The organism is Microcoleus sp. B4-C2, assembly GCF_036705265.1.
In the GTDB taxonomy this organism is placed as follows: domain Bacteria; phylum Cyanobacteriota; class Cyanobacteriia; order Cyanobacteriales; family Microcoleaceae; genus Microcoleus.
Window position 1 is genome coordinate 49926 of sequence record NZ_JAUBUB010000005.1, and the last position, 23025, is coordinate 72950.

Here is a 23025-nt window from a genome sequence, read left to right on the forward strand (position 1 = left end):
CGGAGATCCCGTTCCTAAGAATGCTACAAGAGCTCTGTTTTAACGAACCGATGAAAACACTTCAAAACCCTGTATTGATTCTATCACTTGTTGCCACGACCGGGAGTTGATCAGCTCGTGGGTATCGAACGTAACGCCTTTTTCGGCTGCGAAAATACCAAAGTTTTTCACCCAATCAAAGATAGTTTCCGTGGTAAAATAAGGTGTGCAGGCCCAAGCAGATTGCAAATTATTCACCATCTCGGACATATCTCCCCGATCGTAAGCCTCCCAAGCTTTCCACACTAAATAATAGTATTTCAGCAAGCTATCCACTTGCTGTACCTGCTTTTTGAGTTTCGGACTAATAGAGAAACTGTCGCTCTCATCGTCGCTTACAAATGCCTGTTCAATTATTTCTCCATATTCCCGAAGCATCCGTTCTTCTTTGAATAGTTCTTGGGCTCGCGCTTTGCACGCTTGTCCTGCAAGTCTGCGCGATTCGGGATTTTCTGCCCAAATTTCCACCGTTTGTACCAACTCTTTTACTGTTCCTTCTGGGTCGATTGTAGGATCGGGGAGCAACTTTCCCGTATCTCCCAATTCTTCAGGAATCCCGCTGACTGCTGTGGCAATTACGGGCAATCCTTTCGCCATTGCTTCCATAATTGCTAGCGGCATTCCTTCTGCTTGGGAAGATAAAATAAAGATGTCGCTGGCGTCTAGCCAATCGGCAATATCCCAGCGCTGTCCTAAGAATTTAACCTGTTCTTCTACTCCCAATTGGCTCACAGTTGCTCTTAATTCAGGTTCCATATTGTCGTGAGTAGTAGACCCCGGCCCGGCCCAAACAAAGTAAATTTGGGGCCAAATTGGACGATTTTTCAATTGGGCGATCGCCTGCAATTGATACTGATATCCTTTAATTGGAGTCAATCTCGCCGCCGTAAAACAAACGACAGCATTTTCAGGGATTCCTTGTTCTTGACGCAGGCGTTGGCGAGTGGAAAGATTCGGTGACTCAAAATAACTATTTGGTCTGCCATAATAGATTACTTTTCCTCGTTCTAGAGGCGCTTTAAATAGACTTCGGAACAAGTTTAAATTCTCGTGGGAAACTGCTACTGCTGCTTTGGCTACAATGTACTGGTAGGCAACTGCATCGAAATAGGGGATTTGATCGCCGCGATCGAAGGTTTCATAATTGCGATTGATATAACCCAGACTGATGATGTACGGTATATTTTGCTCGATCGCAACTTGTTTAGCTGCAAAGTTAGCCATCGGCCAGCCGTCACTAAATATAATTAAATCCGGTCGAGCCTGGGCGTAAATCTTTTGAGCATCATCCAAATTGTAAGCTATTCGCAAAAACTCTTTCATCGTGTCGAACTCTAGCCAAATATGTTCGATACCTAGCTGTTTTTGTTCGGTAATTAAAGGATTAGAAGCTTGACTTTGAACGCTGGTTACTCGGTAGCCATCCGCCGCTAATTTACACATCAGCGAGTGGTTGAACTGAGCCAATCCGCCGACTCCTGAGTCTTCTGTGTACAGGAGTACGTGCTGTCTTGGCTGCCGAGAAGTTGAACTGGGATCGGGTTTAAACTGATAAGAATTGTTAGCTGCGATCGCCACTATGTCTTGCCATTCCTGTAAATTGGTTAAGGCATAGGCATCAAAGTTGTAGCCGTACTGTTCCGAAACCCCCTTAAAAGTTTCCAGCCAATTAAAAACAGTTTCAGTGCCTGTCAAATGAGTGTAATACAAAGATTTTTCCAGACTTTCGACCATTTCTGGCAAATATCCGTTGCAGTACATCCGCCATGCTATCCATACTAAACACTTGTAACGTTCCGCGCGTTTCAAGTCGCGGATGTGCTGAGGCAAATCTGGCCTCGCAAAAAATTGCTCCATCAAAATTTCCGTATTTTTCATTAATTTGGAGCCGTTGGACATAAGATTGGTATCGTGCTGACGATAGCCCGTTAATATGTCTTTTAACCAAACTGACTTGCAGCCTTTTAAACCTAAACGTAGCACAAAATCTAAATCTTCGGTTGGCGGCAAGCGATGATCGAAACCGCCCAAGCGTTCCCACCACTCTCGCCGCAGCATCATGGCGCTGGGACGCACTGATTTGTAGAAAACAAAGGCTTCTAAATCTAATTTTGGTTCTTCTTCCCAAGGCTTGACTCCATAGATACCTTCGTCGTTTTTGCCAACAATAACCCAACCTGTTTGCACCATATCTAATGTGGGATCAGCCTCAAAGCAAGCTACTTGTTTTTCTAGTTTTTCTGGTAAGAAGAAGTCGTCAGCATCTAGAAAAGCTAAAAATTCCCCTTTTGCTAATTTGCAAGCACGATTCCGAGCAATTGCTGCTCCTTGGTTATCTTGATAGATGTATTGAATTAAATCGAAGTAAGGTGATAAAACTTGGCGAGTGTTGTCAGTTGATCCGTCGTCTACGACGATAATTTCCCAGTTGTGATAAGTCTGGTCAAGAACACTCTCTACGGCTCTGACAATGTAGCGATCGCAGTTGTAAGCCGGGATAATTACGCTGACTCGCGCTGTTCTTTTGGGAAGTATGCTAACCATTAACTTTTTCCATTCTGGTAAGTTTCTTAAAGATTGAGTGTCGGGGTCAATTCCGTAAGATTTAGAAATTGCTGTTAGACGAGCCAGCCAATCTATTACTGTTTTTTCTGGCGAGTAAGAAGTATAAAGGAAAGATTTTTGGTAATACTCCACTGCTTGCACCGGATAGCCACTGTAGTAAAGTTGCCACGCCATCCATGTTAGAATCTCATAAAAAGCAGGCTTTTCCAATTGGCGGATGTCCTCTGGCAAGTCGGATCTGCTGAATAAATTTTGCTTTAATAAAATAGAAAGGCTTGCTTGTTTCAGCGCTCTCTGGATGGACACATTTTGCCCGTGCTGGCGGTAGCATACTGTCACTTGAGGCAACCAAGCAGCTTCGCAACCAGATAGTGCTAAACGCAAGATTAAGTCGGCATCATCTACTGAATCATACTGAGAATCAAAGCCACCGACTCGTTCCAGCCACTGCCGCGAAAACATCATGGCGCTGGGAAGTAGGGGCATATAAACAATCCAGGTTTTTAAGTCTAGCTGAGGCGAATATTCCCAGAGTGTTATATCAGAAATACTTTCGCCTTGCTCTTTAACTATTCGCCAGCCACTATTAACAATTCCTAGTGATGGCTGAGCGTCAAATAACGCAACTTGTCCAGCTAACTTATCTGACAGTAAAAAGTCATCTTGATCTAAAAAAGCAATTAATTCACCTCGGGATTCCTGAATTCCTCGGTTGCGAGCGGCCGCTACTCCTTGGTTTTCCTGATAAACATAGCGAATTTTGTCAAAATAAGGCTGCAATGCTTGGCGGGTGTCATCGGTTGAGCCGTCGTCTACGACGATAATTTCCCAGTTTTTATAGGTTTGGCTGATGACGCTTTCTACCGCTTGCGCGATGTAGCGAGATCCATTATATGCGGGAATAATTACACTTACTCGCGGTGTCGGATTTGCTATTGACATGAATTTTATCGGTGATAAGGAAGGGTTCGGCAACGGATTCTGAAACGGATGTAACGGATGTAACGGAGGTCAGGCAGAAGGCAGAAGGCAGATGCAATTCTACTGCTGACAGCAATCCGAATTTGAAAGGTAAATCTGGTATCTTAGCGTGCATAAAATACAGATTCAATACCCTGTACTTCCTCGACTAATTGTTGCCATTCTGCTGAATTAATTAGAGAATATGTATCTAAATTATGCCCTTTGCTTGAGGAAAAATAGCCAAAATATTCTACCCAGTTTAATAGCGTTTCTGTAGTCAAAAAAGGTGTGTACTTCAAAGATTCTTGAAGCGAATTATGCATTCCGCTTAGATCTTCTTGACAGTAAAACTGCCAAGCATTCCATACTAAAGAGCTGTAGTTGACCAGGCTTTCTATTTTCGCCATTGACCTCTGCACCTTTTTTTGAGTAACAAATGGATCTTTTTGGCGAGCATCGCAAAGTAAAGCTTTTTCGATCGCCTCAATCGACTCTGCCAACATCCGTTCCTCTTTGAATAGTTTTTCGGCGCGCTGCTTGCAAGCTTGACCGATTTGATGCCGTAATTCTGGATTCATCGCCCAAGCTTCTACAGTTTTCGCCAATTCCCTCGCGGTTCCCTCTGGATCGGTATTCGGATCGGGCAACAATTTCCCAGTATCACCAAGCCCTTCAGGAATGCCGCCCACAGCCGTTGCAACTACCGGCAATCCCTTAGCCATCGCTTCCATGACTGCAAGAGAAGGCGCTGCATCTGCTACAGAAGTCAAAATGAATATGTCGCTAGCATCCAGCCAATCTAGGATATCCCAGCGGTGTCCGATCGCCTTCACGCGATCGCTCACCCCTAACTCTTTAATAGTTTCCCTCAATTCTATTTCTACATTGTCAGCGCTTCCCTCACCAGTTCCTGCCCACACAAAATACAGTTTAGACCACACAGGAGACTGCTGCAACTGCTTGATTGCTTCGATCTGATATCGATGCCCTTTAATCGATGCCAATCGAGCAGATGTGAAACAGACAATCGAATCTTCAGGAATGTCTATTTCTTGCCGCAGGCGTTGACGAGCAGCAGCATTAGGAGGTGCAAAATATTCAGGAGAACGCCCCAAGTAAATCACTTGTCCTCGCTCTTTTGGCAACTTGAAATGTTGGCACAATAAATTTAAATGTTCGTAAGCGCCAACAATCAAGGCTCTAGCTTGCAGGCAGTGGTAGAGCACTCCTTCTACATAAGGCACTACATCCCCGCAGGCAAAAGTTGCGTGTTCTGGCATAACTAACCCGATCACCATCATGTATGGTATTCCCATTTCAATAACTACCTGTTTAGCTGCAAAATTGGAAAATGGCCAACCATCGCTAAAAATAATCAGATCCGGTCTATTACTAGCAAAAATCTCTTGTGCATCCTGAGTATTTCTTAACAGCCTCTGTAAATCTTTATGAGCGCTAAAATCCAGCCACAAGTGCTCTATACCTAACTCTCGTTCTCGCTCAACCAAGGGGCTAGAATGTTTGGTTTGCACGCAAGTGACTCGATAGCCTAATAGGGCTAACTGACAGAGAATGGCATGATTGTACTGCGCTAAGCCTCCCAAGCCCGGATCGTCCGTGTTGTAGAGTAGAATGTGCGCTTGCGCTTTTGAAGGTGTGGGAAGAGAACTCTGTTGAGATTGGGGTGGATTAGTCATCACCATCAAAATTATCTCTTGCCATTCCACTAACTTACTCAGCGAATAAGCATCAAAATTTTCACCGTATTCTTCAGAAGCTATCCTAAAAGTTTCCAGCCAATTCAAGACGGTTTTTGTGGGCGAAAAAGGCGTATAGTGCAATGATTTTTCCAAACACTGGGCCATCTCTGCTAGATGACCGTCGCGGTACATACGCCATGCCAGCCACTTGAAGCATAGATAGCGTTCCTGGTTTTTTAACTGGCGGATTGACTGGGGCAAATCAGGTCGATTGAAGAATTCTTTCATCAAAATTTCTGTATTCTTCATTAGCGGCAAACCGCTTGACATGATATTAGAATTGTGCTGGCGATAACAGGTAAGAATCTCTTCTAACCAAACTGCTTTGCACCCCTTTAAAGCTAAACGCAAGGCAAAATCTAAATCTTCAGCCAAGGGAAAATTATCATTGAAACCGCCCAATTTTTCCCACCACTTTCGGCGCAGCATCATCGCACTAGGACGCACGCATTTAAATATAATAAAGCTTTCTAAATCTAATTTAGGCGCTTGCTGCCAAGGCTTCATTTCAAAAATATCTTTCCCTGTTTCATCGACCATCAGCCAACCTGTTTGCACCATATCTAATGCGGGGTCAGCGTCAAAGCAAGCTAGTTGTTTCTCTAGCTTGGATGGTAGGAAATAGTCATCGGCATCGAGAAAGGCTAAAAACTCGCCTTGCGCTAGTTGGCAAGCAATATTTCTGGCTGCTGCTACTCCTTGATTTTCCTGGTATATGTAGCGAATTCTGTCACAATAAGGCTGCAATACTTGCTGCGTGCGATCTGTCGAACCGTCATCTACAACTATAATCTCCAAATTAGTAAAAGTTTGACCTAGGGCGCTCTCCACCGCTTGTACGATGTAGCGAGATCCATTATATACAGGTATAATTACGCTTACTTGCGGTGTTTGAGTAGGTGTTGACATTATTTAGCTCGCTGTTAACCTATGATTATCTAGTTTATATTAATTTGGCGGATTTTCATCATTATTCTGTGTTCGGTTGATCTACTTACACAAACTTGAATTTTGGCAAAGTGTAGCATATAATTTTACATGGAATGACAACTCAAAAGGAAAATAAAAAATGAATTCAGAAACAGTGCAAGTGAATTTCCAGCAGCAGGCAGAAATTTATTTGGCTACAGGGAACTTCGATCGGGCGATCGCACTTTGCCAACAAATTTTGGCATCTGAACCCAATTCAGCAGAGACTTGCAAGACCTTGGGAAAGGCGCTGCAAGCTCAGGGTAAACTAGAAGACGCAAGGTATTGGTATAAAGTTGCGATCGCTCTGCAACCCGATTTTGCCGAAGCTTTTGCTAACCTCGGCACTGTCTGCGCTACTTGGGAACAGTGGCAAGAGGCGATCGCCTGTTACCAAAAAGCCATCTCCCTGCAACCAAACTTTGCAGGATTTTACCGTAATTTGAGCCGGATATTTACCCAAGTCGGTCAAGCTGAAGAAGCAGCAGATTGTTGGTATCAAGCACTCATGGTGGAACCGATAGAGATAGCAGAAGAATATCTCGATTTAGGTAATACTTTGTTGGCGCAAAACAAGCCAGAAAAAGCGCTGACTTGTTACCACCGCACGATTTATTTAAACCCCAGCTTTTGCGAAGCTTACTGCCAATTAGCAGAAGCTGCTAGCGAGCTAAAGCAGTGGGACGAAGCTATTGTTAACTACCGCAAAGCTATTCAACTCCAGCCGGAGATTTCTGATTTTCATTACAAATTAGGCAATGTTTTGCAAGCTAAGGAACTCTGGCGCGAAGCGGAGGCAGCCTACCGAAAAAGTATTGATTTAAATCCCAATTCTTTTTTGTCATACTACAACTTAGGCAGCGTGCTGCTCAATTTAGAAAAATGGCAAGAAGCTGCGATCGCCTACCGCACGGCGGTGGAAATTAACCCGGATTATTCTTGGTCTTACTACAGCATCGGTGCAGCTTGCGATCGATTAGAAGAATGGTCGGAATCCGCCGCAGCTTACCAGCGCGCTACTGAATTAGATCCGAATTTTTTTGCAGCTTTTCACCAGTTAGGAGATGCTCTTGTTAAACTAGAAAAATTGTCGGAAGCTGAGGCTGCATACGAACAGGCGATCGCACTAAATGCGGATTTATTTTGGTCTCATTATAACTTAGCTTTGACTTTAGTTAAACTTCAAAAGTTTGAAGCCGCAACACTCGCTTATCGGCGGGCGATCGCACTCAATCCAGAATTCTCTTGGACTTACCACAATTTAGGAGCAGCGCTGTTAAAAACCCAACAGTGGAAAGCCGCAGCTACCGCTTACCAACGTGCTATTGAACTTAATCCCACTATTTCTTGGTCTTATTACAATTTAGGCGATGCTTTGAGTGGAAGTCACGCATGGAACGATGCTGTTGCTGCCTACCTTTGTGCGCTTCAAATCGAGCCGTCCCTCCCGAAAATTTACATAAAATTAGGTGAGGCTCTAACTAAAAGAACTCCGGTAGATTCAGATGTAGCAACTAGCTACTATCACCACCAAATGGAGCCGCTGCACGCTCCTGAATTTTACTGCGAAATCGCCCAAAAGTTTGCTGAGAGCGATCGGCTTAACGAAGCCATAATGTTGTACTTGATGGCATTAGAAATTAGACCAAAAGATCCAGAAATATCCCAAAAATTAGAGGAGATTTTAGAAAAACAGCGTCAAACAGGGGAATCTACTCTATTATTAGAGTTAGAGGCTAAGGATATTCGCGATCGCTACATTGCCCGAGTAGTCAAAGGCAAGACTTTTGCAGAAGTCGGCGGCTTGTGGGGAACTGTCAGCGAAAAAGTATCTGTAGCTAGCAAATACGGTGCAGTTTCTCTGACAATGATTGATGCCATGCCGGCATCCCTCCAGTGGTGGCCAGATTTTCACGATCGCATGACAAGTTTAAATATTGCTAATTATCACTGTATCAATCAAGATATCACTCAGATTCAACTTGCAGACATTGGCGAGCCTTACGATATAACTCACTGTGCAGGAGTTTTGTACCATCACCCCCATCCGTTGCAGATTTTAGTTGCCTTGCGTCAGATAACTCGCGAGCATTTAATTTTCACTTCAGTTATTACCCAACAAGTAATAGAAAATGAGTTGGGACGCTATGAAATTCCCGCTTCTGGAGTAATGTTTATTCCAGCTTTGGACGACGCTGAACGAGCTATTTTAACAGCTTATTGGCGGCCATTCATCAACAACAACGCACTTATAGGGATAACTGAGAAAGCAGTTTTTGACATGGACAATTTTGCGCCGTGCTGGTGGCTACCTACAGCTACTGCTTTAGAAGCTATGTGCGAAGTCGCGGGATTTAAGGTTTTAGATAAAGGATTGACTTGGGACAATAATGCTCTGACTCTGCTGCTGGGGATTTGAGGATTGCTAAACGAACAATAACAGGACTTGCTTGTGCACAAACGGCTAAACACTCGGTTTAGGAGCGAATTCCTCGTTTTCTTTCCCCAATATTCCTACTAGAAACCGGGTGTTTTCCGTAAGTCCTAAATAAAATAGCTGCCCACATTTTTGTGAAGAAAACAGGAACAGGGAAATAATCAATGAACAATCAGCAACCAGAGACGCCACTAGGAAACATTTTAGTAGTAGACGATACAGCAGAAAACCTGCGTCTGTTGTCTACGATGTTGACTCAGAGGGGATACACCCCCCGCTGCGTGATTAACGGAAAAATGGCTTTGAGAGCGTGCAATTCTAATCCACCAGATTTGATTTTGCTGGACATAATGATGCCGGAAATGAACGGTTACGAAGTTTGTCAGCATTTGAAATTAGAACCTAAAACTCGCGAAATTCCGGTAATTTTTATCAGCGCTAAAGATGAAGTATTTGACAAAGTAAACGCATTTGCTGTGGGAGCTGTTGACTATATCAGCAAGCCATTTCAGTTTGAAGAAGTGCTGGCCCGCATCGAAAGTCACCTCAGCCTGCGGAATTTACAAAAGCAGCTAAAAGAACAAAATATGCTGCTGCAAGAAGAAATTACGAGCCGCTTAGCAGTGGAAAAAACTCTTCAGGAGAAAAACCAAATTTTGCAACAAGAAATCAGCACCCGTCGCGCCGTTGAAAAAGCTCTGCAAGAGCAAAATTTGGTACTCCAGCAAGAGATATCCCACCGCCAGCGCGCCGAATCGGCTCTATTAAAATCTAACCAAGAATTGGCGCGTTCAAATGCGGAACTAGAACAATTTGCTTATGTGGCTTCTCATGACTTGCAAGCGCCTTTAGCAACCATTGCTAGTTACTCTCAACTTTTAGAAAAACGCTACAAAGACCAACTCGACAGCCAAGGTAGTAAGTTTATCGGCAATATCGTTCAGGGCTGCACCAGAATGCAAACTTTAATTGACGATTTACTCGAATATTCCCGCGTTGGCAGGAGTCGGAAACCTTTTCAACTGACAGATTGCAATCATGCAGTCGAGCAAGCACTCGCGAACCTGCAAGGGGCGATCCGCGAGACTAAAGCCGTTGTCACCTACAGCGAATTACCCGCGGTAATGGGGGATATTTCTCAACTCGTACAACTATTTCAAAATTTAGTCAGCAATGCGATTAAATATCGCCACGATGCAACGCCTGTGGTTCATATTACCGCTTGCAAACAGGAGGAAAACTGGTTAATTTCTGTCTCAGATAATGGAATTGGGATTGCTCCACAGCATCAAACACGTATCTTTCAAATTTTTCAGCGCTTGCATACTCAAAGAGAATATTCTGGGACTGGTATTGGTTTAGCAATTTGTCAAAAAATTGTGGAACTTCACGGCGGATCTATCTGGGTGGAATCGGAACCGGAGCAAGGTTCAATTTTTTACTTTACTCTCGCTTAATTGAGGCATAATTTCGGCAAAATGGATAAGCTATAATGTTTGTAAAATCCATCATTTTCTCTATTTATTAGAAGTTGTCACGTAGAATATATAATGTAGAACTCAAAACATTTAATAGGGGGAGATAAAAACATTAAATAATTGTTGGGAAGGAGTGTGAGTATCGGGGTGGGGATATGGGCTACAGTTGCATTCATTTTTTTAAGTGGTATAAATGGCAATTTAGAATAAAACTTCTTTTCCGTTGACAGTCTAGTTGGTGCGTGATATAATTTTACTTATTAAACATATTTTTGTAAAGCTTGCTTACCCTCCCCCAATCTGACGATCGATGTATCTGTACGTGGAATTGAATGACTGCCCGGAAAATAAAAGGTAAAATTCAAGTTATTTTAATATTTTCTTGATTAACAAATATTATGAAAGCAGTTTTTAACTTAGCTTTGCCTCCTATCTGCTTTAAAGTTCTGTTAGTAGAAGACAACCCTCATGAAGCTGAGCTGATTGAAGATTTGCTGTCAGAAATAGGCGGCGCGCAGCGTATAGTGCTGACGAAAGTAGAGCGCCTCAGCGAAGCGCAGCAGCGATTGAATCAAGAAACTTTTGACATAATTTTATTAGACCTTTCATTGCCAGATAGTCGGGGAATCGAGACGGTTGCTCGGGTACAAGAGTACGGGGTAAATGTGCCGATCGTAGTTCTGACCGCCCAAAACGACGAAGAACTTGCCCTGCGGTTGATTTCTGTCGGCGTACAGGATTATTTGGTAAAAAGAAAAATCGACAGCGAACTGTTAATTCGATCGCTCCGCTACGCCATAGAACGCCAAAACAGTCAAGATGCTTTGCGAAAAAGTGAAGAAAAATATCGCTCGGTGGTGGAAAATTCCCTGATCGGCATTGCAATCATCGCTCCAATTATTGACAGCGAAATTCCTCTAAATTGCCACTGGATAGAAGTTAACGATGCCCTGTGCAATTTGCTGGGCTATGAGCGCTACGAACTCGTGCAAAATAATTGGCTAGAGTTGACTCATCCAGAAGATTTGGAGGCTAATTGTGAAAATTTTTCTCAGATGTTAGCAGGTAGGAGCGACGGTTACATCTTAGACAAAAGGTTGCTCAGAAAAAATGGCGAAATAGTTCACACGCGAGTTTCCCTGCGCTGCATCCGCCGCCTGGACAGGTCTATCGACCGGATAATAGAAGTAGTGTTGGACGTGAGCGATCGCTACCGCTACGAAGCCAAACTGAGAGCATCAGAAGAATTTTTAAACCACACCATAAATGCTACGCCAGACCCAATTTTTGTCAAAGACGAGCAACACCGCTGGATGATATTAAATGATGCTTTTTGTCAGTTGGTCGGCAAATCGCGGCAAGAACTGCTCGGCAAATCAGATTATGACTTTTTCCCCCAATCAGAAGCTGCTGTTTTTTGGACAAAAGATGAAGAAGTATTGACACCTGGTATCTGCTTGGAAACCGAAGAAAGCTTCACAGACTCTGCCGGAAAAGAACACATAATTTCTACCAAAAAAAGCGTCTTCAAAATAGCAGACGGCAGTAAAGTAATAGTGGGTACAATTAGAGATTTTACCGAATACAGAAAGCAACAAAAAGCCCTGGAACAAAGCGAAGCTCGCTTTCAAAAATTGGTAGCTAACCTGCCGGGAACAATTTATCAATTACGAATGTCAGCAACTGGAAAAATGTCTTTCCCTTACATCTCTTCAGGGAGCCGACAACTCTACGAATTAGAGGCAGAAGCAATAGAGCAAAATGCGGAACTGATTTCCAATGGAATTCACCCAGACGACCTCTTAGATTTAAAAGCATCAATGGCAATTTCAGCCACTACGCTGCAACCTTGGCAGCAGCAGTGGCGACAGACTTTGCCATCTGGAAAAGTTAAGTGGCTGCAAGGAGCTGCGAGACCAGAAAGGCTCACTAATGAAAGCAAATCTGGCAGGGAAGGCGATATTCTCTGGGACGGTTTAGTGATGGATATCACTGAATTAAAGCAGGCACAAACAGAGCGCGATCGTTTTTTCACTATCTCCTTAGACTTGCTTTGTATTGTAGGTTTTGATGGTCGTTTTAAACGTTTAAACCCAGCTTGGTCAACAGCTTTAGGGTACAGTATTAGTGAATTGTTTGCCAAGCCAATGATCGATTTTGTTCATCCAGACGATCGAAAAGTCACTGCTGCCGAAGGAGCAAAACTAATAGCGGGTACGTCCAGTATCTCCTTTGAAAACCGCTACATCTGCAAAGACGGTTCTTACAAATACTTCCTGTGGACGGCATCGCCATTTAGCGAAGAAGGTTTAATCTACTCAGTCGGTCACGACATTACCTCTCGTAAACAAGCAGAGTCCCAACTCCAGCGACAAGCAGTAGCAATGGCCGCTGCTTATGACGGCATCGCTATTTTTAATAATAATAAAGAATGTATTTATTCCAACGACGCTTATCTCAAAATGTACGGCTTGGCTAGCCCTAGCGAAATGTATGGCAAGAAATGGAAAATGCTCTACAGCAAAGCAGAAAATATATTTTTTGAATTACAAATAATGCCGATGCTTCTGCAAAAAGGGTACTGCAATATAGAAGCGACCGGTCAGCGCCGTGACGGTACTAAGTTTCCTCAAGAATTGTCGCTGACAATGCTTGTCGGTGGCGAAATTATTTCTATAGTCCGCGATATAACTAATAGAAAACAGGTAGAATCAGCCCTGCGATCGAGCCAGCGCCGCTACCAAACTTTAGCAGAAGCATCGCCAGTTTGCATATTTCACACTGACACATTGGGAAATTGTCTTTATGTGAATCAACGGTGGAGCGAAATTACGGGATTAAACGCAGAATTAGCAGCAGAAATTGGCTGGATGAATGCCATACATCCCGATGATGTGGATCGGGTAAAAAATGAATGGCATAGCTCAATTATTGATACAATTCCTTTTAAATCAGAATACCGATTTCAGCGTCCAGACGGTAGGGTAATTTGGGTGATCGGTCAGGCAATTGCAGAAATCGGAGACAAGCAGGAAATTAAAGGCTATATCGGCACTATTACTGATATTAGCGATCGCAAACAAGCAGAATTAGATTTGCTGCGAGTTACTCAAGCGGTGGAAAGCACCAGCGATGCGATCGGCATTGCTGACTTGACAGGGCGATCGCTCTACCACAATCAAGCCTTTGTTCAACAGTACGGCTACACAGCAGAAGAACTAAACACAGCAGGCGGATTAACAGCAATTTATCCTCAAACTAAAGTGCTGCTAGAAATGTTTAAAACGCTCCGTAAAGGCAAATCTTGGCAAGGCGAACTCAAAATCAACACTAAAAACAACGAACTGGTAACAACTTTATTTCGCGCCGACGGCATTAAAGATGAAACTGGTCATTTAATCGGGTTAGTGGGAGTAATTACCGACATCACCGAACGCAAACAAGCGGAGATGGCACTGCAGCAGCAATTAAGGCGAGAACGGCTAGTAGTTGCTATGCTCGATCGCATTCGCTCCTCCCTAAATTTAGAAGAAGTCCTGACAACTGCTGTCAAACAAGTGCGGCAATTTTTGCAAACAGACCGCACAGTTATTTACCGCTTTAATCCCGACTGGAGCGGCTTTGTTGTTGTGGAATCCGTGGCAAAAAATAGAATTTCGCTGCTAAATTTTAACAATATTGATGGCTGTTTTAAAGAAAAATTTGTTGAAGTTTATCAGCAAGGCGGTATTAGATCAATGGAAGATATTTACCGGGAAAATTTGACGGAATGTCACATGAAATTTCTCGAAAAAATTGAAGTAAAAGCTAACTTAATAGTACCAATTTTAAAAGCACGAGAAAGCATTTCCCAGACCCAACCGACGGCAGAAAATCAGCTCTGGGGACTGCTGATAGCCCAGGATTGCAGGGGCCCCCGTCCCTGGGATTCCTCAGAAATAGAATCTCTCCGGCAATTGTGCGTGCAATTGGCGATCGCGATTCAGCAATCGACGCTATTTCAACAAGCACAAACGGAAATTGCCGATCGCAAACTTGCAGAATCTGCCCTCCAACAAGCTGCATTAGCTGCAGAAAGCGCCAACCGCGCCAAAAGCGAATTTCTGGCCAATATGAGCCACGAACTACGCACGCCTTTAAACGGCGTTTTAGGTTACACTCAAATCCTCAAAACCGACAAAGACTTAAACTCAGATCACCAAGAAAGTCTCAGCAATATTCAACAGTGCGGTCAACACCTGCTGATGTTAATCGACGATGTTTTAGATCTTTCCAAAATTGAAGCTAGAAAAATGGAACTCTACCCGGAAGAGTTGAATTTTCTAAATTTCACGAAAAACATTGCAGATCTCTTTCAGATGCGAGCTTCGCAAAAAGAAATTTTATTCCATTACGAACAAGTCTCTCCCCTCCCTAGCTGCGTTCGTGTAGATCCAAAAAGATTGCGCCAAATTCTCATAAATTTACTCAGCAATGCGGTTAAGTTTACTAACAGCGGCGGTGTGACTTTTAAAGTCGGCTATGTCGGCACAGAGGCCTGGAGTCGAGGGCAAGGAGAAAATTATGAGTTCTCGACTTTGAGCTCGGAACTAAAACAAAATTATATGCGCTTTTCCCACAATCCGATCGCAGCCAAACACGCTTTAAAAATCCGCTTTCAAGTCGAGGATACCGGCACGGGAATAGAGCAAAGCAAGTTAGAAGAAATATTTTTGCCATTCCACCAAGTAGGAGGCAATACGTTTGTTGAAGGTACAGGTCTCGGACTCTCGATTAGCCAGAAATTAGCGAAACTAATGGGTGCCGAAATTCGCGTCCACAGCACTTTCGGAAAAGGCAGCACTTTTTGGGTAGATTTAGAATTGCCAGCAGCTAAACGGTACTTGGAGGTGTCTCCTTTGCAGGAAAAACGCTGGCTTGTCGGTTTTATCGGCAACAAGCGGAAAGTGTTAATAGTGGATGACAATCAACAGAATCGCGATTTGTTGTGCAGGCTGCTGCGACGTTTAGGATTTGAGGTGGCAGAAGCCCAAAACGGCCAAGAATGCCTCTACAAAACAGTTGAATTTCAACCGGATGTCATTTTAATGGACTTGCGGATGCCTGTAATGGATGGCTTAGAAACGGCAAGAAGACTGCGGCAGTTGCCGGAAGTAAAAGATGTTGTGTTAATCGCTATGTCAGCTAGCGTTTTCGAGGCTACGCAGCAAGATAGCATCCTCGCAGGGTACGATGCTTTTCTTCCCAAACCGATCGAAGCAAATCACTTTTTGGAACAGTTGCGCGTGCGTTTGGGACTAGAATGGATTTATGGGGAATCTTCGGAAAACAAAAAGCGCAAACCTCCCAGTTTGTCACCAGCCTCTGATTTTCCTGCTTATTCTTCTCTGTTACCTGCGGCTTCTGAGTCGGTAGTAAAACTTTTGAAACTCGCAGCTATGGGCGACATTGAAGAAATTTTTGATGAGAGTGCTAAGCTGGAGAGTTTAGAACCTAATTTAATGCCGTTTGTCTCGAAGCTGCGCCAACTTGCTAAGGGATTTCAGCTCAAACAAATTCGGAATATTTTAAAGCAATATATCGACGAAAAATAGTATGACTATCATGGTTGAGAGCTTGGCTGGATACAGATAATTTAGATGTGCAGCAACTTACCGCCGCGTTATTGAGCCGGATATCTGGCAATTGTCGATCGCGCAATTGTCAGTGCAGGCGGCTGTAACTCCCAACATTAAACAAGTTATTTTACCGCTTCAGAAGTTGTATCCCAGAGTCCGAGCAACTGCTGTTAAATGCCAGATATCTTTGGGTAAAGCAGAGATTTTGAGTAGCGCCGGATCTGGTTCGATCCTACCGTGTTTTGTACTCTTTCAAACAAGATTTTTTTGGTAAACTAAAGTGGAAAGTTGGTTTCCATCCCTAGACTGAAGTCCCAGGGTTTGCCGGCTATTTTTGACAAGAGAGTTTTTGAGAGAGTTGGGATTGAAATTACTTTGCCTCATAGATTTTGAGCGCCTCCTGTGGCTCCCCATTACCGGGTTTTATACTCTTTCAAACAAGATTTTTCTGGTAAACTAAAGTGGAAAGTTGCTTTCCATCCCTAGACTGAAGTCCCAGGGTTTGCCGGCTATTTTTTGACAAGAGAGTTTTTGAGAGAGTTGGGATTGAAATTACTTTGCCTCAGTAACGGCCACGGAGAAGACGCGATCGCCCTTCGCATCTTGCAGGAACTGCAACAGCACCCGCATCCGCCAGAATTAGCCGTGTTTCCGCTAGTGGGTGAAGGGCAAGCTTTCGCTCAACTAGAAAACGCCCGCATCATCGGCCCGGTGCAGCGAATGCCTTCGGGCGGCTTTATTTACATGGACAGAAGGGAATTTTTGCGCGATGTCAAAGGTGGCCTGCTGCAGTTGACCATCGCTCAGTTTAAAGCCATCCGCGCTTGGGTGCGGACTCAACAACAGTCTGGGAATCAAGACGGCGTTATTTTAGCCTGCGGGGATATTGTACCGCTGCTGTTTGCTTGGCTCAGCGGCGCGCCCTATGCCTTTGTCGGTACTGCCAAGTCCGAGTATTATTTGCGGGACGAGGACGGGCCTCTGGCTCGCAAATCCAGGGTAAGCGGTGGGTGGAATTGGTCGCGATCGGTTTATTTGCCTTGGGAGCGCTGGTTGATGACTCGATCGCGCTGTCGAGCCGTTTTTGCCAGGGACGCGCTCACCGCCGAGACCTTACAAAAGCTGGGCATTCCCGCTTACGATCTCGGAAACCCGATGATGGACGGACTCGAACCGGAAAACCCCGCCGGTTTTTACGGCCCTGACGCAGAGTTTCGGGAAATCGAGCGATCGCTCATCATCACCTTACTCCCCGGTTCTAGAGCGCCGGAAGCCTATGCTAATTGGCTGCTAATAGTAGAGGCTGTAGCCGGAATTTTATCGCTGTTTGCCGATCGCAAATTGTTATTTTTCGGAGCCATTTCTCCAGAGTTAAACTTAGAAGCTTTGCGACCTAGTTTAGAATTTTTCGGCTGGCGACAAGACGGCGAAACTAGAACGCAGCGGCGAGAAGCAAGTATTTTGCGACCTCCTGTTTCTAGCGCTCAAGAAATTCAGCAAGAATCTCCTAATTTACTATTGCCCCTGACATTTGTGCAGAGAAACGCCACGATGATTTTGACTCAGCAAAGTTTTAACGATTGTTTGTACGAAGCCGATTTAGCAATAGCAATGGCCGGAACGGCTACAGAACAATTTGTAGGTTTAGGAAAACCGGCGATCGCCATTCCCGGAAACGGCCCGCAATTTACTTTCGCTTTTGCAGAAGCTCAAAGTCGCCTGTTAGGGCCGTCATTAATTTTAGTCAAACATCCCGCCGAAGTTGCCGGCGCCGTGCAGTCTTTGCTCCGCGACCCCGACAGGTTGCAGCTAATCGCTGACAATGGCTGGCGCCGCATGGGAGAACCCGGTGCAGCAGCCAGAATTGCCGAGTGTTTAATTCAGCGATTCGGCGGTGAATCCAGCAATTCTCCGCCTGCAATAGACTAGGAACAAAACAATTTTGTGTTCCTGCCCAGTATCTTTAATACTACTTTCTTTTAAAAAAATCTTGTTCGCTAATATCATGTCTGATCGATCGCCCATAATACATAAGCCGGGGCGGGTTTGTGAGATTGTCCGTTTTTGGCAAATATTATTGGCTCACGGGCCCCTACAGGAATCCGGGTAATCGACCGGACATGATATAACTACTAACTTCCGTTGTATGTAGTGAGGAATGCAAGTCCTCTGATTTTTATGAGGAGTTGCATTCCGATGCTGCAAACCAATTTTATTGTGGTTGTTCGAGTAGGGTGTGCTGGGCCGCGCACCTTACTAATACACCACTGGCAGAAAAATTTAATTCGCCGTTTGTTCCGAAGATTGATCCCAGAAATCAGCTTGAGGAATTTTAAAATCCGACTTAACCAAAACTCCCGGTTCTCGCTGCATCGGCAGCACATCTAAAGTATCCGTTTGCGCGCAATATTTTAAATCTTCAATAACACCTAAACCGAGGAGGCGCTGGCCGTGGCTGGCCCTTTCCAACAATTCGTGCAACCTATCTTGCCAGTGCAAATAAAGAGCAATAGCCCCAAATACTTCATCGTTACCAGCAAAATCGCTCGCAGGAATACCGCTTTCTGCTAGCAGACTTTGGGCGATCGCACCAGCACAAACCGTATCTTCCAACGAATAACTTCCTTCCCAACCAGAACCCACAATCCAAATAGTTTCCGGCTGTTTACTTAACAAAAACTGCACCACAGATTTGCGGTTAATCAAAGCCGCCGTTAACACAGTTGCAGCAGCTTGCACTCGTTCCAGAGCGCGAGTACCATTAGTTGTGCTGATAAAAATTCGCTTCCCACTCACCTTTTCTGGCGTGCAGTCGAGAGGAGAATTCCCCATGTCAAATCCGTCAACTTTCCCGCCGCCGCGCTCTCCAGCGCGAATCCGCTTATCTGCAGGCCATTTTTCGCTGCTTGCCATTAGCTTATCTAAGTCGCTGAAAACTTGGACAGCTTCCGCCCCATTATTCAGGGCCGTTGCCATTGTCGTAGTCGCCCGCAGCACATCAACTGCGATCGCGCAAGCCGGCATTTTGTCGGCTGGCGTAAGTTCCGGGGTATGGTAAATAAAAAGCTTCACTTTTGGGCAACCTGCGATAAATCCTCATCAGTCATAATAATGGAAAATGGATAATAGAAAATAGAGTCGAGTCTTCAAAAGCAGAAAATATGTCTAAACAGCTCAATTCAAACCCCGCCCACGCCGCCATTACCGCACCAATTGGACTCCTGGCAGGTTTCACCTATCCTTTGCGAGCTTTCACGCTGATTTTGCAAACTCCCAAGCTGTGGACTTATGTATTAGTTCCCGTGGTGCTAAATTTTATAATTGGTATTGGTCTTTATTTAAGCTTGCTATTTCCCAGTTTGGCTGGGATAGATGTTTTAGTTGCCGATTTGTCCGTCCGATTTAATGCTCTAATTGCGAGTTTTCCCGCTTGGCTGAGCTTTCTCGGCGTGTTAACAGTTGCTTTCGGCTGGCTGCTGCGCGTACTCCTAGTGTCAGGACTTTTGCTGATAATTGGATTTTTGTTAGTGCAGTTTGGCGTGATTTTAGGTTCGCCCTGGTACGGCAAACTTTCCGAACAATTGGAACTGCTGCGGAACGGTCAATTGCCCGCAGAAGCACCAATGAATTTGGCGAGTAGTTTTGGGGATATTCAAAGGGCGATCGCCTTTGAACTGCGAAAACTACAAATTTTGTTGAGCGTCGGTATACCTCTGCTGCTGCTAAATTTTATCCCTGGTGTCGGCTCTATTCTTAGCAGTTTGGGTGGCGTAGCTTTGGGCGCGACTATTGTCTGTTTGGACTTTTTAGATGCACCTTTGGAGAGGCGGAGGCGACCTTTTCAGGAGAAGTTGGAGATAATTTGGGCGAGTTTGCCGGCCAGCGGGAGTTTTGGTTTGGTTTGTTTGGGTTTGGTGAGCATTCCGCTGTTGAATTTGTTGGCAATTCCGCTGTGCGTGACGGCGGGAACTTTGTTTTTTTGCGATCGCATTTGGCCGGCCCGCTTTGCTCCAGAAGAAAGAAAGAGCGATCGAGAAACTAACATTACAACTTAAAAACTAGGGAGATGCTTCTTCCTTCGGCTGACTCTGGGAGTTAAGGCCCAAAAACGGGCTTAAAAACAGCCAGCTAATGAAGAAAAATGATGCTGTAAATAGCTGGACAATATCGATCGCCGACAAATATCCGTCAGATAATAGTGCAATACTTCTATCTGTCAGCCCGAATATCCAAGAGAGAATCCCAAACAGCCAAATGCCTTTTTGGAGCATGGGCAAAAATGCTGAAACTTCGGAGTTTTGCTGCTTGTTCATTAATTTAGCCCTTGTTTGCGAAAAGTTTGATTAACCGGGGCACCCCAAGGGCTTAAGGATTTTTAGTGTCTCCTCGGATTCCCTTTGTTATCTATATGTTAAGAAATGTTTCCCGAAATGACAACGCGCCCTGGGAGGTATTTCCGCATCTATCTCAAGAGGTAGTCGCAGCGCTCATAAAGAGTGATATTTGCTACACTTTGGTAGGATGCGCGATCGCGATCGGGTTCTGGGCTAGTCTTGCCATTAGTCCCAGGCGGTTGATATAGTGGGTCACAGGCTACGTAAAAGAGCGAAATCACAAATTATGTTATTTAACAGTATTGAATTTTTAGTATTTTTTGCGATTGTTTTCGCCATATATTATTTCCCTCCGTTGCAAAAATTGCAGGTTCCCATCCTGATAATTGCCAGCTTTATTTTTTACAGTTGGAGCGCCCCCGCACTGTTGCTGATCCTGCTACTCTCCATTCTTATCAACGCTACAGTCAGCTTTCAAGTTGCCCGGATTTCTGGCAAGAAACAGCGATTTTTTTGGGCTTTATCGGGAGTCGTTCTCAATGTATTAATTTTGAGCTTGTTTAAATACGCTGGTTTGCTAACTAACTTTGTTACCGATGTTTTTAATATTGCTCGCTCCGAAGGCAGCATTGCTTATTTATTATTAAAATTGCCTCTGCCTATCGGCATTTCTTTCTACACATTTGAAGGCATAAGTTTAATCGTAGACGTACTGACTCAAAAAAACAAAAGCGAAACCGAAGCAAACGCTTACGTCTCGCCCAACTTCACCCAACACCTGCTAAATACTTCATTTTTTATTAGCTTTTTCCCCAATTTACTGTCAGGCCCGATTTTAAAATCCAAGACTTTTTATCCCCAGATTGTTCCTAAATACTTTAAAGATATTCCTTGGAATTTCATTTTTCGCTCGCTCGTTGTCGGCTACTTCCTAAAAATGGTCATCGCCGACAACTTAAAAGACTATACCTTCTGGATCAGCTTTCCCTACTACCAAGGATTTGGAACGATTACCAACCTGACACTGCTGTTTGGCTACTCAATCCAAATTTTCGCCGATTTTGCCGGTTACTCCTTAATTGCGATCGGTTTTGCAGCCGCTTTGGGTTACAGAATTCCCGACAACTTCGACTTTCCTTACATCTCTCGTTCCCTCTCCGAATTCTGGAGAAGGTGGCACATTTCCCTCTCAACTTGGCTCCGAGATTATCTATACTTTCCCCTCGGCGGAAACCGCAAAGGCAGAATCAGAACTTATGTTAACTTAATGATAGTAATGACTTTAGGAGGATTATGGCATGGGGCTGCTTGGAGTTATGCAGTTTGGGGAATTTATCACGGCTTGGGTTTAGCCGTAGAACGCTTTTTTGGCTTCGACAAATCCAAAAACAAATTGCCAGAACCAAATCAAGCAAAAACCAAACCAATCTGGCAGCAATTATTATTGGACAGCCTTAGCGTTTTAGGCATTTTCTCTTTTGTTTCCGTGGGATGGCTGCTTTTCAAACTGCCTCGATTTGAAGAAGCGGTTGACTTCGCAGTTACTTTAGTTCGCAACTATAAAATCAAGCCCGGTTGGAGTCACATTATTCCGACGCTAATTTTTTCCCTACCAGTAGTGATTTATCACATTCCCCATTTTCCCACTTGGCAAAATCTGATGAAACAGGATTCAAATAAAAACGGCCAAAAAGTCTGGAGCGTTTATCAAGATTTAGCTTTAGGAATTATGCTAGCAATGATATTCCTCAACAGTGGCAGCTCGAAACAATTTATTTATTTCCAATTCTAGAAGGTGTTCTATGTTTGTCAAATTCCCGTTGCGACCGATTTTGCGCCCGGTACTAATTTTTCTGTTTATAATGAGTTTTTATCAAGCGCTCGTCAGCGGCGGAGTTTTGCCTGCTTCCGATGGAGTTAGCCTGCTTCAAAATAATATTGTTAAAACTCAAAGGTATGTATATCAGGATAATTCCGATCTAAAAATGGTAATGGTAGGTAGTTCTCTAGCTGCAAACCTTAATATTAAAGACATTGGAGAGGGCGTAAAGAGCATAGCCTTGGGGGGAGGAGCGAGCCAAACAGGTTTAGAAATAGTTAAAAGAAGTAAAACCAAGCCTCCTATTGTTTTGGTGGAAATTAACGATACTATTGTTCGGAAAATAGATACAGAATTAATGGATTCTTTGTATCATCCTCTTTTTTATTGGTTACGCCAGTATCTACCAATGATGAGAGAGGAATACCGTCCGATTAGCATTTTTGTGGATGTTTTTAAAAGTCGATCGAAGCCGAGTCAAAAAGTGACGCGAGAGGCTCTAGACAGATTAGAAGGTCGATATCTTACTCCCGACTTATCCCAAAAAGCTATCCAAACGATAGTAGATATTCAAAGTCAACCTTTGTCTGAACAAGATGCAGAAGCTATAAAAAAAGAAGCTGAGTTTATTAAAATTCAAATCGCAGAAATCCAAAAAAATAGCGGGGCAAAAGTAGTTTTATTTGACATACCGCAAGAGTCACGAGTTAACGCTGCAATCAGGAGAAAACAAGTCCAAGAATTGGCTAAAAAGCTGTTTCCGTCCGATCGTTTTGAGTGGCTGCCACCCCCGAAAGAGCGAGAATGGCGTACCAATGATGGCATCCACTTGATCCGCAGCGACGCTAGAGATTTTGCCGAGTTTTTGAGAGATAAATTGCTGAGTACGGTAGCGACGGGCTCTGTTGGCACCGCGCCTAGAAAAGAAAGCTTGTAATTTATATTGAATTATGGAATACTACATGATGAGCAAGTTTGGTTCAAGAACGATCGTGAGGTTTGTACTGATGAGGGAGAGTTATCAAAGCCCTAAAAGCCACAGC

Annotated in this window: 12 protein-coding genes; 7 read left to right on the forward strand and 5 right to left on the reverse strand. The window is 44.0% G+C overall.

All coding sequences use genetic code 11. The features are described from left to right. Positions 1–39 precede the first annotated feature (39 nt). Both QUB20_RS03245 and QUB20_RS03250 read right to left on the reverse strand, forming a co-directional pair. The gene (locus QUB20_RS03245) at positions 40–3546 is read right to left on the reverse strand and encodes a glycosyltransferase (protein ID WP_333244669.1); all 3507 of its coding nucleotides are present in this window, start codon (positions 3544–3546) and stop codon (positions 40–42) included. 143 nt (positions 3547–3689) lie between these two features. Then, positions 3690–6236 carry a glycosyltransferase gene (locus QUB20_RS03250; protein ID WP_333244672.1) on the reverse strand — a complete coding sequence of 849 codons (2547 nt, stop codon included), beginning with the start codon at positions 6234–6236 and terminating at the stop codon, positions 3690–3692. Positions 6237–6396: 160 nt separating this feature from the next. Here QUB20_RS03250 and QUB20_RS03255 point away from each other — a divergent pair, with 160 nt between their 5' ends. From QUB20_RS03255 to QUB20_RS03270, 4 genes are all read left to right on the forward strand, one after another. Beyond that, complete coding sequence (locus tag QUB20_RS03255; protein WP_333244675.1) at positions 6397–8715, forward strand: tetratricopeptide repeat protein; 2319 nt, start codon at positions 6397–6399, stop codon at positions 8713–8715. A gap of 182 nt (positions 8716–8897) precedes the next feature. Next, complete coding sequence (locus tag QUB20_RS03260) at positions 8898–10190, forward strand: ATP-binding protein (RefSeq protein ID WP_333244678.1); 1293 nt, start codon at positions 8898–8900, stop codon at positions 10188–10190. Positions 10191–10609: 419 nt separating this feature from the next. Continuing rightward, a complete protein-coding gene (locus QUB20_RS03265) occupies positions 10610–15805 on the forward strand; it encodes a PAS domain S-box protein (protein ID WP_333244681.1) in 5196 nt (1731 codons plus the stop codon). Between the two features lie 570 nt (positions 15806–16375). Continuing rightward, entirely contained in the window at positions 16376–17758 is a 1383-nt protein-coding gene (locus QUB20_RS03270) for a lipid-A-disaccharide synthase-related protein (protein WP_333291161.1), read from the forward strand. A 351-nt stretch (positions 17759–18109) separates the two neighbouring features. On the opposite strand, the gene QUB20_RS03275 is transcribed toward QUB20_RS03270, so the two are convergent. Next, positions 18110–18901 carry a 2-phosphosulfolactate phosphatase family protein gene (locus QUB20_RS03275; RefSeq protein ID WP_333244687.1) on the reverse strand — a complete coding sequence of 264 codons (792 nt, stop codon included), beginning with the start codon at positions 18899–18901 and terminating at the stop codon, positions 18110–18112. 89 nt (positions 18902–18990) lie between these two features. Here QUB20_RS03275 and QUB20_RS03280 point away from each other — a divergent pair, with 89 nt between their 5' ends. Continuing rightward, positions 18991–19884 carry an EI24 domain-containing protein gene (locus QUB20_RS03280; RefSeq protein ID WP_333244690.1) on the forward strand — a complete coding sequence of 298 codons (894 nt, stop codon included), beginning with the start codon at positions 18991–18993 and terminating at the stop codon, positions 19882–19884. A gap of 3 nt (positions 19885–19887) precedes the next feature. Here QUB20_RS03280 and QUB20_RS03285 read toward each other — a convergent pair whose 3' ends face one another. Further along, positions 19888–20142: a hypothetical protein gene (locus QUB20_RS03285; RefSeq protein ID WP_333207675.1), complete on the reverse strand. Its 255-nt coding sequence runs from the start codon at positions 20140–20142 to the stop codon at positions 19888–19890. A gap of 149 nt (positions 20143–20291) precedes the next feature. After that, entirely contained in the window at positions 20292–20444 is a 153-nt protein-coding gene (locus QUB20_RS03290; protein WP_333207676.1) for a hypothetical protein, read from the reverse strand. 5 nt (positions 20445–20449) lie between these two features. Between QUB20_RS03290 and QUB20_RS03295 the strand changes: the two genes are divergently transcribed. Then, entirely contained in the window at positions 20450–21955 is a 1506-nt protein-coding gene (locus QUB20_RS03295; protein WP_333244692.1) for an MBOAT family O-acyltransferase, read from the forward strand. Between the two features lie 10 nt (positions 21956–21965). After that, positions 21966–22919: a hypothetical protein gene (locus QUB20_RS03300; RefSeq protein WP_333055695.1), complete on the forward strand. Its 954-nt coding sequence runs from the start codon at positions 21966–21968 to the stop codon at positions 22917–22919. The last annotated feature ends 106 nt before the right edge of the window (positions 22920–23025 follow it).

Bases quoted from the DNA above. Each gene is read 5' to 3' on its own strand.
- QUB20_RS03245 (WP_333244669.1), bottom strand. From the start codon at position 3,546: ATGTCAATAGCAAATCCGACACCGCGAGTAAGTGTAATTATTCCCGCA.
- QUB20_RS03250 (WP_333244672.1), bottom strand. From the start codon at position 6,236: ATGTCAACACCTACTCAAACACCGCAAGTAAGCGTAATTATACCTGTA.
- QUB20_RS03255 (WP_333244675.1), top strand. From the start codon at position 6,397: ATGAATTCAGAAACAGTGCAAGTGAATTTCCAGCAGCAGGCAGAAATT.
- QUB20_RS03260 (WP_333244678.1), top strand. From the start codon at position 8,898: ATGAACAATCAGCAACCAGAGACGCCACTAGGAAACATTTTAGTAGTA.
- QUB20_RS03265 (WP_333244681.1), top strand. From the start codon at position 10,610: ATGAAAGCAGTTTTTAACTTAGCTTTGCCTCCTATCTGCTTTAAAGTT.
- QUB20_RS03280 (WP_333244690.1), top strand. From the start codon at position 18,991: ATGTCTAAACAGCTCAATTCAAACCCCGCCCACGCCGCCATTACCGCA.
- QUB20_RS03285 (WP_333207675.1), bottom strand. From the start codon at position 20,142: ATGAACAAGCAGCAAAACTCCGAAGTTTCAGCATTTTTGCCCATGCTC.
- QUB20_RS03295 (WP_333244692.1), top strand. From the start codon at position 20,450: ATGTTATTTAACAGTATTGAATTTTTAGTATTTTTTGCGATTGTTTTC.
- QUB20_RS03300 (WP_333055695.1), top strand. From the start codon at position 21,966: ATGTTTGTCAAATTCCCGTTGCGACCGATTTTGCGCCCGGTACTAATT.